Origin of the sequence: Bosea vestrisii (genome assembly GCF_030144325.1) — a bacterium.
Lineage (GTDB): Bacteria > Pseudomonadota > Alphaproteobacteria > Rhizobiales > Beijerinckiaceae > Allobosea > Allobosea vestrisii_A.
Genome location: NZ_CP126307.1, coordinates 3,935,186 through 3,947,828, shown reverse-complemented (window position 1 = coordinate 3,947,828; position 12,643 = coordinate 3,935,186). Strand labels below are relative to the sequence as shown.

Here is a 12,643-nt window from a genome sequence, read left to right as displayed (position 1 = left end):
CTGTGATGACTGAACCGCTACGTCTGGGCGTCGTCGGATTGGGACGCGCCTTCATGTTGATGCTGCCAACCCTGGCGCATCACCCCCTCGTGCGGCTAGTCGCCGCCGCCGACCCGCGTGAGGAGGCGCGCCGGCAGTTCGAGAGCGATTTCTCCCAGGCGGGTTCACCGGCGCGCAGCTATGACAGTGTCGAGAAGCTCTGCGCCGACGATGCGGTCGAGGCGCTCTACATCGCTTCGCCGCACCAGTTCCATGTCGCCCATGTCCGCCTCGCCGCGGCCCATGGCAAGCATGTCCTCGTCGAGAAGCCGATGGCGCTGACCATCGCCGACTGCCAGGCGATGATCGAAGCGGCTGATGTCGGCGGCGTGCATCTCCTCGTCGGGCACAGCCATTCCTACGACGCGCCCTATCTCAGCACCGCCGAGCTTATCCGTTCGGGCCGCTTCGGCCGCGCCCGGATGATCACGGCCTCGAACCACACCGATTTCCTCTACCGGCCGCGCCGGCCAGAGGAGCTCGATACCGCGCAAGGCGGCGGCGTGGTGTTCAGCCAGGGCGCCCATCAGGTCGATATCGTCCGGCTGCTGGGTGGCGGGCTGGTCTCGACCGTGCGCGCCACAACCGGCCGCTTCGACCCGGCGCGCCCGACGGAAGGCGCTTATCAGGCACTCCTCGTCTTCGCGGACGGAGCCAGCGCGACGCTGACCTATAGCGGCTATGGTCGCTATGACAGCGACGAGCAGCTCGGCTGGATCGGCGAGATGGGCCAGCGGCGCGACCCCGAAAGTTACGGCACGGCGCGGCGCGGGTTGGCTGGGGTTTCGACGCCCGAGGAAGAGGCGGCGCTCAAGAATACCCGCACCTATGGCGTGGCGAAAAGCGCTATCGCGGCGCCAATGGCGCCCCCCGGGCACAATCATTTCGGGCCGATCACGGTCTGCTGCGAGCTGGCTGACCTTCGCCCACTGGCCGAGGGTGTGATGGTCTACGCCGACGATAGCCGTTGGCTGGAGGCGCTGCCGGCGCCGACCGTTCCCCGCGCCGAAGTCATCGATGAGCTTTATGCGGCCGTCAGGTCCGGCATCGCGCCATTGCACTCCGGCGCCTGGGGAATGGCGACCCTCGAAGTCTGCCTCGCGATCCTGGAATCGGCGCGTTCGGGCCGCGAGATCGCGCTCCAGCATCAGGTCGCGCCGGACTGAGCCGGTGTGACGACCCGCTACCGCCGGTTGGCCGGCTCCTCCGGAGCGGGATTGTTGGCGTTCGAGGCGAGGATCGCGATCGTGTCCTGTTCAGCCGCAGCGGCGCTCTTGTAGCGGGGGGCCGTCGTGACCAGCGGACGTTCTGCGTCCGCCGGATAATAGATCTCGATCGCGAAGCGGCCCGTGGCGTGATCCTCGACAGGCTCGATGCGAATGAGCGGCATGGCGAATTCTCCGATGGCGCTGGCGGATGCGCCTCTCGCAGGACTAGACCGTGCGCCGTATGCCCGGTCCAAGACAAAAAGACTTCTCCTGCCAAGCATTTTCGTGCCGGGCGGGCGCAGCGCGTTCATGCCGAGACCACGACAGCCCCGACGAGCCAGCCCGGCAAGCGGGCGGGTGCGACACCTGTGAGAGCAGCCTCGATGCAGTCGTCGAGGGTGCCGAGCCTCACCACGCAGCCAGAGAGCCCTGGCCCGTAATGGGCGTATTTGCCGGAGGTGGTCAGGACGACCTTGGCCTGCTCAGGAAAGACCGGGCGCGTGATCGAGCACCAGCAGAGGTCGGGAATGATGGCGACGCCGCTCTCGCGCAACCTCGTCATCGTGCCATCGGCCTCCGCTGCGGCCACGACCTCTCTCCCGGCCGTGATGATCACGGCGATGGTCTTTGCGAGGGGGCGGCCATCGAGCCGTTGCGCAACAGCCCGGCATTCGTCGAGGGAGGCATGAGGGCTGCCGATGGCGACGAGATCGACATCCGAGGGACCGCTGCTCAGCTTGAGCCAGCCGGCAGCAAGGTCTTCGCGCGTCACCAAAATCTCATCCTCGGTAGTGCCGCCGAGGCTTTCCGCTTCCGGCGTGATGCCCTCGACATGCAGCATGGCCGCGGCGGAGGTCGTCCCGAAGGCGGCGCAGAGCGCCTTGAGATCGTCTCGTGTCGGCCGTGTCTTCGCGAGGCCCTTGATCAGCGGGATTCGATCGGGCGAGGCGAGGCCGGCGAGATAGCCGATCAAGGGCCAGGCCGAGGCATCCGCGCCATCCGGCAGGTCGACCCGGACCACGCGGCGCGCCCGCCTGCCCTCGTCGAGGAAAGCCCCGGCGCGCGGTGCCCGGCCGGTGATGGCGATGCAGAAATCCAGAAAGTCCGGATGCTTTGCCGTCCGGGCTCCGAGCACGGAATTGGCGAAGATCACCGCATTCGATTCCGACCAGCCGATCGCCTCTCCGAAACCCGGCGGATCCGGCAGGGAATAGGGCGCGCAGGTGAAGCTTGCCTGGCAGCCCATGCGGACATAGGCGTCGGCGAGGCGCGTCGCAGGTTCACCGAAATCGCGTGCCACGCCCTGGCGGCGCCAGTTCGCATGATCGATCGAGATGGCGTTCATCGTCGTTGGGACGCGAGCGCGTGCTCCGAGCTCCTCCATCTTTTCGGCAAAGATCAGATTGGCCGGGCCGGCATAGATGCAGCCGTCGACATGAGCCCGCGTCACATCAATGAGGTCGGCCGCGCCCTGTTGGCGAGCCATGGCGCAGATGATGCGCATCGCCTGCCGGGCGGCGATCCCCTCGGCCCCGGCGAGCATGCGATGGTCGGCAGGAGAAAGCTGCAGGTCGTCATGGGCTGTCGCGGAAAGGGGGATCCGCGCGCGCCCGCCATCCGCCGATATGCCGTCCGGTGCGATCGTCGCGTCCGTCGCTGCCGCCAGAGCGGCAAAGGCCGCTTCCGAAAGACGAATGACGGGGATGCGTCGCCCGAACATCTCCGAGGCGACGATCGCACCTAGCGTCAGCGTGTCTTCCGGACCGGCGAAGATCAGGGCCGCGGGATTCCTGCCCGAGAGCGCGAGTTCCAGCAGCACGCCCGAACCGGAGCAGGAGCCTCGGCTGCTCGGCATCATCACGACCGCACCGGCGAGTAAGACGCCATGCGAGGGATGGTGCACGTCGATGACCACTCCCGTGGCGGGATCGACGCCGCCCCAGAAGCTCAGGGCCTCGCTCAGGACGACGACCGGCCCGGCGGCGTCGCCAGGAGCGACAGCGATCCCGTTATCATGTCGTGCGGCAGAGTTCATGTCACTGATCAACGAAAACGCTGGGGAGCTAGAACGGAGTCGGCGGGCGAAGCCCTCTTCCGGCAAAGCTGATATCATCGAATGGCAAGTGCGTATTGAAGCCCGCCCTTCGTCAAGGCCTGAACGAGCACATCGTAGCCGCCGGGGCAGGAGCTCATCTTCCATGACGCTTCGATCGTTCGCGCGCCGCTCGCCTTGGCGTGGGAGCGATCGAAGCCTGGACCGAGAGCGGCGCGCTAATTGAGTGACAGCGACCGGGGCAGCCACAGCGCCAGATCCGGCCAGGCCAGCAGCATGGCGATCAGCATGAAGGGTGCGACCAGGAACGGCACGACGCCGCGATACATCGCGCCGAGGCTGATTTCGGGCGCCTGGGTGCGGATCACGAAGAGGTTCATGCCGACGGGCGGGTGGATCAGCCCGATCTCGACGACGATGACCAGCAGCACGCCGAACCAGATCGGATCATAGCCGGTCGACAGCACCAATGGCAGCAGCACGGGCACCGTGACCAACACCATGCCGATGCCCTCGAGGAAGCAGCCGAGGAAGACATAGAAGGCGATCAGCAGCAGCATCACCGTCAGCGGCGACAGGCCGAGCGCCGTGATCCCCTTGACCACCGATTGCGCCATGCCGGTCTGCACGACGAAATACGCGAAGATCGTCGATCCCAGCACGATGAGCACGAGATTGGCGGTGATCCGCGTCGTCTCGGTGAAGGCGGTCGCGATATCGCCGCGGGCAAAGCCCTTGCGCAGCAGGCCGAGCAGCAGTGCTCCGAAGGCGCCGACGGCGGCGGCCTCGGTCGGGCTGAACCAGCCGAGATAGATGCCGCCGAAGGTGACGAGGAAGAGCGCCGCCACGTCCCAGATGTTGAGGACGAGCCGCAGCGCCTGCATCTTGCTCTGGCTCGGCAGCTTCGGCGCGGCCTCGGGCCGCAGCCGCACCCAGATCCAGACCGTGACGAGATAAAGCGCGGTCAGGACGAGCCCGGGGATCAGGGCCGCGGCGAAGAGCTTGATGATCGAGAGCTGGGCAATGATGCCGTAGATCATCAGGATCAGCGAAGGCGGGATCAGGATTCCGAGCGTGCCGCCGGCGGCCACCACGCCAGCCGCCAGCGCCGGCGAGTAGCCGGCCTTCAGCATTTCCGGGATCGAGATCCGGCTCATCGTCGCGGCAGTCGCCAGCGACGAGCCGCAGACCGCGCCGAAGGCGGCCGAGGCGCCGACGGCCGCCATGGCGAGCGAGCCGCGCATGCCGGCAAAGACGGCATTGCTCGCCCTGAACAGGTCGCCGGACAGGCCGGCCATGGTCGCCAGCGCGCCCATCAGCGTGAACAGCGGCAACACCGAGAGCGCATAGGCGGAGGAGAGTTCGAGCGGGACGGCGCCGAAGACGAGGCGCGCCTTGGCGAAGCCGTCGATGGCGGCATAGCCGACGAAGCCGACCAGGCCGAGCGCCACGCCGACCGGGATACGCGCCATGATCATGCCGACGAGCGTTGCCATGCCGATCAGGCCGATGGAGGTCGCGCTCATGACGCTGCCCCGTTGTTGCCGTGCAGCTCCGCAGGAGGCGAGGCGACAGCGCCGGCAGAGCGCGGGAACGTGCGGACTTGCCCGATTATGCGACCGAGCACGACGAAGACCGAGACGACCAGCGCGAACTCGATCGCCAGCAGCAACAGGAAGACCGGCACCGGCAGGTCAGGCTTCTGGTCGCCGAAGCGGTAGGCGTCGGCGAGCGGCTGGATCAGGGTCACGGCCAACAAGGCGAGGAAGGCGAGTGTCGCGATCTCGCCCGCGAGCCGCATCAGCGCCAGCGTCCGTGGGCGGACTATGGTGTCGAAGAGATCGACCTTGATCTGCTCGTCGCGCCGGAAGCATTCGGGCAGGGCGAGGAAGGCGACGAGCACCAGCGTGACCTCGACCAGGTCGAGCGTGCCGTGCAGCGGCTTGTTGAAGGCGAGCCGGGCGGCGATGTCGACCATCGTCCAAAGCAGCATCACGGCCAGAGCCAGCGCGCCGGCAGCGGTCAGGAGCCGCGCCGGATCGAAGCGGCGAAGCTTGCCGGCGCTCATTTCGCACCGGTTACGGCAGCGCGTAGCTCGTCGTAGAACGGCTTCGCCTTGATACCCTTGGCCTCGACCCTGGCGATGAAGCTCGCAGTGATCGGCTTGGCGAGCTCCTCGAAAGCTGCCCGCTCCGGTCCCGTGAGTTCCGGAAGCTCGGTGTTCGCGGCGCGGAGGTAGGCGCGGCCCTCTTCCTCGGCCAGGTCGTAGATCGCACCGACCTTGCGGGCGGCTGCCGGGCCGGTCGTCTCGTCGATCAGCTTGCGCAGGTCGTCGGGCAGGGATTTGTACTTTTCCGCGTTCATCACCAGCGCGAAGGTGCCGGCGGCCGCATTGAGCTGCGTCACCGACTTGACGCTCTCGGCCATCTGGAAGGACTTCGCCGCCTCGTAATTGAAGAACATGCCGGCGATCGTGCCCTTGGCGAGCGAGTCGGACAGCTCCGCCGGCGGCACGGCAGCCGGCGTCGCGCCCCAGGCTTCGAGAATCGCGGAGGCAATCGGGCCGTTATGGCGCATGCGCAGGCCGCGCATGCCGGCGGGACTCCGCACCGCCGGCCTGTTGAAGAACAGGCTGAGCGTCGGCGTCGCGATGAAATAGAGCAGCTTGGTGCCCTCGTGCTCGGCCGCGAGCTTGCCGGATAGCTCGGTCAGGATGCCGGAGGCCTCGGCCGTCGTGAGCGCCTTCGCAGTGGCGCCCTCGCCGCGGTTGAACGCATAGGGCAGATGCGAGATCTCGGTCAGCGGGAAGCGGCCCGGCAGCGCGCCGTGCAGAAAGAAGGCGATGTCGGCGACGCCGGTGCGGGCGAGGTCGTATTGCCGCGGCATCGGCCCCATCTGCGCGGCTGGGAAGATGCTGAGCTTGAGCCGGCCGTCGGATCGCTTTGCCAGCTCCGCGCTCCAGGCTTCCAGCTGCTTGTGCATCTGGTGGTTGGGCGGCAGGTAATGCGAGACCTTGAGCTCGACCGTCTGTGCCACGGCTCCGAAGCTCGCGAGCGAGACCGCAAGCGCAGCGCCGATCAAGGCACCGATGACTCCCCATTTCATGTTGTCCTCCCCGGTTTGTTGTTCTGATTGTTAAGCCGCCGTAGCTGGAACCTGCGCCGCGGCCGCCTTCGTCGTTCGGCCTGTCACATGGGCCAGTAAGGCCTCGCAATCGGCCGGAAGTGCATCGCCGCGCCAGGCGACATGCTGGTCCGGCCGGATCAGTGCGAAGCGCGCGCCATAGCGCGCTGGCAGTCGCTGGTCACCCGGCAGCAAGAGCTTCAGCGGCAGGCCGAGACGGGCGGCGGCGGCGTTCAGCGGCGCAGCCTCCGCTCCGTCCCCGGAGGTCGCAAGCAACGTGAAGCCCTGCCCGAAATGGTCGTAAAGCGAGGAGCCGTCGGCGAGCCAGAGATGCGGCGCAAGGCAGCCGGGATGGGCCGAGGGCACATAGAGCATGAAGTGCTCGACCGGCGGCTCGCTGCCATCCGGCACGATGATCGGCGAATCCTCGTAGCGCGAGCCGAGCACGATGCCGAGCGTGCGGAACTCGCGCAGCTTGGTCGCCTCGATGATCTCGCCGACCTCGCGCCGCGTCGCCTCGCCGAGCGGGCCAGGCTGCTCGAGCCCCGGGCGGACGAGCTGGTTGCCGACCGCACCGTAATTGATCACCGCCTCGGCGATGGTGCGTTCATGCACTTTTCGCCGCTCGGCCGTGTAGCTCGCGAGCAGCTCCGGCCCACCCCAGCCCTGCAGCACCGCGGCCAGCTTCCAGCCGAGGTCGACGGCGTCGCCAATGCCCATGTTCATGCCGAAGCCGCCGAAGGGTGGGTGCAGATGGCAGGCGTCGCCGGCGAGGAAGACGCGGCCCTTCTCGTAGCGGTCGGCGACAAGGCGATGCGCTACCCACGGGTCTAGGCCGACAATCTCGATCTCGAGATCGGCGAGCCCGGTGCCGGCGCGGATCAGTTCGACCGGATCGACGCTCGCCGGATCGACATCATTGGGCAGCTTGGTCGCCATGAAGAACCAGAGGCCTTCGCTGTCCATCGGCCCGAGCAGCGACGGCACCTCCTCGTTGACCATCCAGTACATGATCGCCGGACCATGGGCATGGCTGGTTGCCAGCGCGGGCGCCCGGAAGATGATGTTGTAGTTCTTCGAAAAGGCGCCCTCGCCCTGCATTTTTGCGCCGATGGCCTGGCGCACGGCGCTGCGGGCGCCATCGGCGCCAATCAGATAGGCGCTGGCGACTTCCCGGACCGCGCCGCTCGCGACATCCTTCAATTGCGAGACCACGCCGCGGCCGTCATCGGCGAAGGAGGCGAGCTCCGTGTTGAAGGCGACGGTGACGCCGGGCAGCGAGGAGGCGTGCTGGCGCAGCACCTCCTCCAGCACATATTGCGGCACCCACTGTGCCTCCTCTGAATAGAGGTCGTTGCGGGCGCGGCTGCCGTTCAGCGCATTGGTGAAGCGGGCGAGCTCGGGACCGTTCATCCGCGTCGCGAAGACGACATTGGAGGGATAGTCCGGCGGGATCGGCGAGGCCTCGCGCAGCTTGTCGGCAATGCCCCAGCGACGCAAATGCTCGCGGGTGCGGACATTGGTGGTCTTGGCGCGCGGCGAATAGCCGACGCGGTCGTTGCGCTCGACCACCAGGCAGCGGATGCCGCGCTGGCCGAGCTCGATCGCGGCCGCGAGGCCGACCGGCCCGGCTCCGGCGATCAGGACGTCGATGTCGTTGCCGCTCTTGCTCACGATGCTCGCTCCGCCAGGTGCCGGGGTCAGGCCGCGGCCCGCTTGGCCTCTTCCTGCGCGATCGGGTTGACCAAGAGGCCTATGCCCTCGACCTCGACCTCGCAGACATCGCCGGGCTTCATGAAGAGCTGCGGCTTGCGCGCGACGCCGACGCCGGCCGGCGTGCCGGTGACGATGACGTCGCCGGGCTCGAGCGTGATCGCCTCGCTGATGATCGAGATCAGGGTCGCGACGTCGAAGACCATGTCGTCGGTGCTGGCGCTCTGCACGGTCTCGCCGTTGAGCCTGGTCGTGAGCTTGAGGCCGCGCGCGCCCGGCGGGAGCTCGTCCGATGTCACCAGCGCCGGGCCGAAGGCGCCGGTGCCGTCGAAGTTCTTGCCGACGGTCCATTGCGGCGCCTTGAACTGGTAGTCGCGGACCGAGCCCTCGTTGAAGACGGCGTAGCCGGCGACATGGTCGAGCGCGCTCGCCTTGGGCACATGCGTGGCGCGCCGGCCGATCACCGCCGCGATCTCGCCTTCATAGTCGAGCTGGTCGGAAAGGTTCGGCCGGATCAGTGGTGCCTTGTGGCCGATCAGGCTGGTGGAGAAGCGGCCAAACAGCGTCGGATAGTCCGGCTGCTTGAAGCCGCTCTCGGCTGAGTGGTCGGCATAGTTCAGGCCGACGCAAATGATCTTGCCGGGGCGCGGCACCACCGGCAGGAAGGTCACGGCCCGCGGGTCGAGCAAGGCCGCGGCCGGCGCACTGTCGAGCGCCCGGGCGATTGCGCTGCGAGCCTCGGCGCCACCTTCCAGGAAGGCGATCACGCTCTCCGGCAGGCCTGAGCCGGCTTTGGTGAGATCGATCAGATCGGTGTCGCGATAAGCGGCGAGAGCGGGCTTGCCGTCGCGAAGGATGGTGGCGAGACGCATGGATCTTCTCCTCTTCGGACGCCTCCAGCCACTGCAGCGAGGCGATGAGTGTCGTGGATCGTCAGGCGGCGCCGAACAGCACCGAAAGGCGCCGCTCGGCGAAGAGCCAGGAACCGTCCGGCTCCCTGGAGTAGCAATCGGCGTATTCGGCGATCAGCAGCGGCACGGCCTGGCCTTCGCCCGGCCCGTCATGGCGGTAGAGCGTCAGCGCGACCCAGCCTCGCGCCGTCTCCGGCGAAAGCGGCTCGATCAGGACATTGCTCTGGAGATGGCGCGAGCGGCGCTCGCTCAAAGCGGCGCGCTGCCGGCCCCATTCGGCAATCGCAGCACGGCCGAGCTTATCGGGGCCGATGCCATAGAGCGCCGCATCCTCGCAGAAGAGCTCGCCGATCCGGTCCGCCGCGCCATGATCGATCAACCAGGCATGGCGCTGGATCAATTGTTCGATCGCCGCGCGATCCTGTGGATCGAGCCTCGACGCCGCGATCTGCGAAGCGCCCGTCACGCCGGCAGTCCGAGATCGGGCGTGCCGGCGGGCTGATAGTCGCCGCGGCGCATCGCGGCGTGCAGGTCGTCGAAGCTCTGGCCGGCCTTGTGATCCTGGTAGACCCGCTCCGGATCGAAGAAGGTGCCGATCGGATTCTCGGCGAAATCCGGCGAGGAGCGCATCCACTCGCTCGACTGCTTCCAGTCGCCATAAGTATCGGACTGGAGCTCGACGAAATTGCCTTCGGGGTCCTTGTAGTAGATCGAGATCGTCATGCCGTGGTCGAGGCTGAAGGCGGGCTGGATGCCCTCGTCGCGCAAGCGGGCATAGGACGACATCAGGTCGGCGAAGCTCTCATACTCGAAGGCGCTGTGGTGCATGCCGTTATGGCTGCGCTTGTCGGGGTCGTCGCCGAGCCCGGGCGCCGAGAGGAAGGCGACGCGGTGATTGGCTTCGTCATTGGTCGTCCAGGCATTGTTGGCATCCTGGAAGTTCGGCCTGGCGCCGACGACCGTGCCGTACCACGCCACCATCTCGTCGAGCCGGCTCGTCTTGAAGGTGACGTGATGGAATACGGGCTTGATGATCTCCATGCCTTCCTCCCGAAAGGGCCATCTCCCGGTTCCCCGGGGCGGCCGCTGCCTTGTTCGTGAGGAATGGCTAACGCCGGCACAGATACCTGAACAGATGTCAAAATTGCAGGAGCGATAGCAAATCGGTATCGATAAGCTGCGTTGCGAGGCTGAGCCGATGAAGCTGGATCATTTCGAGGAGGTGGTGGCAATTGCCGAGCGTGGCAGCATGCGCGCCGCGGCCCGGCACCTGCAGATCGCCCAGCCGGCCCTGACACGCAGCCTCGCCTTGCTGGAACGCGAGCTCGGCGCCCCCTGTTCGAACGCCGCGCCCGCGGCGTGGTCGCGACGCCGCTGGGCGAGGCTTTCGTGACCCGCGCCAGGTCGATCCTGACCGAGATCAGGCGCACGCGCGAAGAGGTCGAGCAATTGCGTGGAGCGGGCACGGGCACCGTGACAGTAGGGCTTTCGATCGCGGCCCATCTCGCACTGCTGCCGCCGAGCCTGCGGCCGTTCCGCGCGCGCTATCCGGACATCAGGCTGCATATTATCGAGGGCTTTTACCCCACTCTCGAAGAACGCCTGCGCGACGGCACGGTCGACTTCTACATCGGCCCCGATGGCGGTGCGCAGCCCGTCCCCCAACTCAGCCGGGAGGTGCTGTTCCACAACCGCCGCATCGTGCTGTGCCGCGCAGGCCACCCATTGGCGGCGGCGACCTCATTGCGCGAACTCGTCGGCCAGGACTGGGTCACGACCTCGATCACCGCCGATGCCAGCGACGAGATCAACGCCTTCTTCGCCCGCCACGGCCTGCCGCCGCCGCGGCTCGCCGTGCGAAGCCAATCGGCGCTGACCTTGCTGACCTGCCTCGCCAACAGCGACCTCCTGGCAATGGTCCCGGCGCAATGGGAGCGCTTCGAGATGACCGGGAAGGCGCTGACCACGATCCGGGTCGGGGAAGAGCTGACGGCGCCGCCGCTGGTCCTGGTCCGGCGTGCCGACCTGCCATTGACCCCCCGCCGCCATGCATTTGCTCGACCTGATGCGCCGAGCCACGTCTCGGCTGACGACCGGACGCTAGGCTCTGCGCCCAAGGCCTGATGCGTGGGAGCCGTAGGTCCGCCCAAGAGCGCCGAACAGGTGACGCCGAGCACGCCCGGCATTCGGTCGTGGACGCTTTACGCATCGCTCACGATTATACTCGTATAAGTTGTATAACATGAGATACGCCATTAATTTGGACGCAGACGCGCCTGGTCCATGATGAGGCAGGTTACGATGTCCGGTTGCCCCATCCTCACATCGAACCCACCCCGCGGTCCGATCCTGACGATCGCGGTCTAGATGTCGCTACTCGAACCGCAAGCTCCTGTCGGCGAGCGCCCCTCACGCAAGGGAGCGGTCAGGCCGATGCGATCGCCCGATGTACCGGCCGTCGCCCGGTTGTTTCTGAAGATCTTCAGAGGAGCCGACAAACCGGCGGATCCCGAGCTTCAGGACTACCTGCGAACTTTGACTCTTGAGTCTCCGTCCTACGACGAGACGACGGGCACGCAGGTCTACGAGCAGCAGGACGGGCGTATCCGGAGCGCGCTGCTGGCCGTGCCGATGCGTTTCGTCGCCTGCGGAAACGTCCTGCCCGGAAGGCTTCTCGGCGTCTTCATGACCGACACCGACAAGGGGGCGGTCGGAGCGGCGCAGCTTATCCTCGCTTTGCGGCCGAGGCGTGCCGATTTCGCCTTTTGCGACAGCGCCTCGCCGACGAGCTGCAACCATCTCCTCGCGATCGGCGGCAAGCCCATCCCCCTGCAGAATCTCGAATGGGCCCGCAGCTTCCGCCCTGTCGGCGCCCTGTCCGGACGCTTCGCCGCGCGCTTCCTGCGCGGCAAGCGTCTCGGCCTGCCTGTTCTCGCGCGCCCTCTCGACAGCCTGCTGCGGCGTCTGCTGCCGGGAGAGGGCGCAGCGGGAGCCCGGCGCCGCGCGCGTCGTGGAGATGTCCGTTGCGACCTTCCTCGCGCATGCGCCGCGGCTGATCGCGCACTATGCGGTGCGGCCTCTCTGGGCAGAGGAGGAGCTCTCCTGGCTGGTCTCGCTGGCTGCGCAGAACACCCGCCTCGGCGCCTTCACGATCCGCTCCGTCGTCGACCGTAACGGAGGGATCATCGGCTGCTTTGTCTATTATGCGGCGCCGGGGCGAACCGCGCATGTCCTCAACATCCTGTCGCTTTCCGGCCGGGAGTCCGTCGTCCTTCGCGCAATGTTTCGTCATCTCGACGATACCGGCCATGTCGAAGCGCGCGGCCGTGCGCAGTCCGCCTTGATGGCCGGACTCTCGCTACAGCGCTGGCTGGTCTTCCGGCATCGGGCTTTCGCCTTCGTGCTGACGCGACTTCCCGAGATCAACGACGCAGTCGCACGCGGTGATGTCTATGTCGGTGGCCTCGCCGGTGAGGACTGGAGCCGGCTCCTCACCGATTTCCACTAGAGCAGGATGCGAAAAAGTGGGAACCGGTTTTCGCAGAAATCCTGCTCTGAACTCTTAGAATCGATCACGTTCTGTGATTTTGGATCGA

At 66.9% G+C, this 12,643-nt stretch carries 13 protein-coding genes; 4 read left to right on the top strand and 9 right to left on the bottom strand.

Going from position 1 to position 12,643, the window contains the following annotated elements; genetic code table 11:
- Window positions 1-5 precede the first annotated feature (5 nt).
- Complete coding sequence (locus QO058_RS19450) at window positions 6-1,205, top strand: Gfo/Idh/MocA family oxidoreductase (protein WP_284167911.1); 1,200 nt, start codon at window positions 6-8, stop codon at window positions 1,203-1,205.
- A 17-nt stretch (window positions 1,206-1,222) separates the two neighbouring features.
- On the opposite strand, the gene QO058_RS19445 is transcribed toward QO058_RS19450, so the two are convergent.
- The 9 genes from QO058_RS19445 to QO058_RS19405 all read right to left on the bottom strand — a co-directional run bounded on the left by QO058_RS19445 (window position 1,223) and on the right by QO058_RS19405 (window position 10,088).
- Window positions 1,223-1,429, bottom strand: a complete 207-nt coding sequence (locus tag QO058_RS19445) for a hypothetical protein (protein WP_284167910.1) — start codon at window positions 1,427-1,429, stop codon at window positions 1,223-1,225.
- 125 nt (window positions 1,430-1,554) lie between these two features.
- Complete coding sequence (lhpI, locus tag QO058_RS19440) at window positions 1,555-3,282, bottom strand: cis-3-hydroxy-L-proline dehydratase (protein ID WP_284167909.1); 1,728 nt, start codon at window positions 3,280-3,282, stop codon at window positions 1,555-1,557.
- Between the two features lie 236 nt (window positions 3,283-3,518).
- Window positions 3,519-4,826: a TRAP transporter large permease gene (locus QO058_RS19435; protein WP_284167908.1), complete on the bottom strand. Its 1,308-nt coding sequence runs from the start codon at window positions 4,824-4,826 to the stop codon at window positions 3,519-3,521.
- A complete protein-coding gene (locus QO058_RS19430) occupies window positions 4,823-5,368 on the bottom strand; it encodes a TRAP transporter small permease (RefSeq protein WP_284167907.1) in 546 nt (181 codons plus the stop codon). The genes QO058_RS19435 and QO058_RS19430 overlap by 4 nt, the downstream gene beginning before the upstream one ends.
- A complete protein-coding gene (locus QO058_RS19425; protein WP_284167906.1) occupies window positions 5,365-6,405 on the bottom strand; it encodes a TRAP transporter substrate-binding protein in 1,041 nt (346 codons plus the stop codon). The genes QO058_RS19430 and QO058_RS19425 overlap by 4 nt, the downstream gene beginning before the upstream one ends.
- A gap of 30 nt (window positions 6,406-6,435) precedes the next feature.
- Complete coding sequence (locus QO058_RS19420) at window positions 6,436-8,097, bottom strand: FAD-dependent monooxygenase (RefSeq protein WP_284167905.1); 1,662 nt, start codon at window positions 8,095-8,097, stop codon at window positions 6,436-6,438.
- Window positions 8,098-8,123: 26 nt separating this feature from the next.
- Complete coding sequence (locus tag QO058_RS19415) at window positions 8,124-9,008, bottom strand: fumarylacetoacetate hydrolase family protein (RefSeq protein ID WP_284167904.1); 885 nt, start codon at window positions 9,006-9,008, stop codon at window positions 8,124-8,126.
- 61 nt (window positions 9,009-9,069) lie between these two features.
- Window positions 9,070-9,513: a nuclear transport factor 2 family protein gene (locus QO058_RS19410; protein WP_284167903.1), complete on the bottom strand. Its 444-nt coding sequence runs from the start codon at window positions 9,511-9,513 to the stop codon at window positions 9,070-9,072.
- Window positions 9,510-10,088, bottom strand: coding sequence for a VOC family protein (locus tag QO058_RS19405; RefSeq protein WP_284167902.1), 579 nt, complete (start codon window positions 10,086-10,088; stop codon window positions 9,510-9,512). Before QO058_RS19405 ends, QO058_RS19410 begins: the two co-directional genes overlap by 4 nt.
- A 157-nt stretch (window positions 10,089-10,245) precedes the next feature.
- Between QO058_RS19405 and QO058_RS19400 the strand changes: the two genes are divergently transcribed.
- The 3 genes from QO058_RS19400 to QO058_RS19390 all read left to right on the top strand — a co-directional run bounded on the left by QO058_RS19400 (window position 10,246) and on the right by QO058_RS19390 (window position 12,555).
- The gene (locus QO058_RS19400; protein WP_284167901.1) at window positions 10,246-10,440 is read left to right on the top strand and encodes a helix-turn-helix domain-containing protein; all 195 of its coding nucleotides are present in this window, start codon (window positions 10,246-10,248) and stop codon (window positions 10,438-10,440) included.
- A complete protein-coding gene (locus tag QO058_RS19395; RefSeq protein ID WP_284167900.1) occupies window positions 10,437-11,171 on the top strand; it encodes a LysR substrate-binding domain-containing protein in 735 nt (244 codons plus the stop codon). Before QO058_RS19400 ends, QO058_RS19395 begins: the two co-directional genes overlap by 4 nt.
- 892 nt (window positions 11,172-12,063) lie before the next feature.
- Window positions 12,064-12,555, top strand: coding sequence for a hypothetical protein (locus QO058_RS19390; protein ID WP_284167899.1), 492 nt, complete (start codon window positions 12,064-12,066; stop codon window positions 12,553-12,555).
- The last annotated feature ends 88 nt before the right edge of the window (window positions 12,556-12,643 follow it).

What these genes read in the sequence shown, in the direction of transcription:
- QO058_RS19450 (WP_284167911.1), top strand. Translation starts at nt 6, where the DNA reads ATGACTGAACCGCTACGTCTGGGCGTCGTCGGATTGGGACGCGCCTTC.
- QO058_RS19445 (WP_284167910.1), bottom strand. Translation starts at nt 1,429, where the DNA reads ATGCCGCTCATTCGCATCGAGCCTGTCGAGGATCACGCCACGGGCCGC.
- lhpI (WP_284167909.1), bottom strand. Translation starts at nt 3,282, where the DNA reads ATGAACTCTGCCGCACGACATGATAACGGGATCGCTGTCGCTCCTGGC.
- QO058_RS19435 (WP_284167908.1), bottom strand. Translation starts at nt 4,826, where the DNA reads ATGAGCGCGACCTCCATCGGCCTGATCGGCATGGCAACGCTCGTCGGC.
- QO058_RS19430 (WP_284167907.1), bottom strand. Translation starts at nt 5,368, where the DNA reads ATGAGCGCCGGCAAGCTTCGCCGCTTCGATCCGGCGCGGCTCCTGACC.
- QO058_RS19425 (WP_284167906.1), bottom strand. Translation starts at nt 6,405, where the DNA reads ATGAAATGGGGAGTCATCGGTGCCTTGATCGGCGCTGCGCTTGCGGTC.
- QO058_RS19415 (WP_284167904.1), bottom strand. Translation starts at nt 9,008, where the DNA reads ATGCGTCTCGCCACCATCCTTCGCGACGGCAAGCCCGCTCTCGCCGCT.
- QO058_RS19405 (WP_284167902.1), bottom strand. Translation starts at nt 10,088, where the DNA reads ATGGAGATCATCAAGCCCGTATTCCATCACGTCACCTTCAAGACGAGC.
- QO058_RS19400 (WP_284167901.1), top strand. Translation starts at nt 10,246, where the DNA reads ATGAAGCTGGATCATTTCGAGGAGGTGGTGGCAATTGCCGAGCGTGGC.
- QO058_RS19390 (WP_284167899.1), top strand. Translation starts at nt 12,064, where the DNA reads ATGTCCGTTGCGACCTTCCTCGCGCATGCGCCGCGGCTGATCGCGCAC.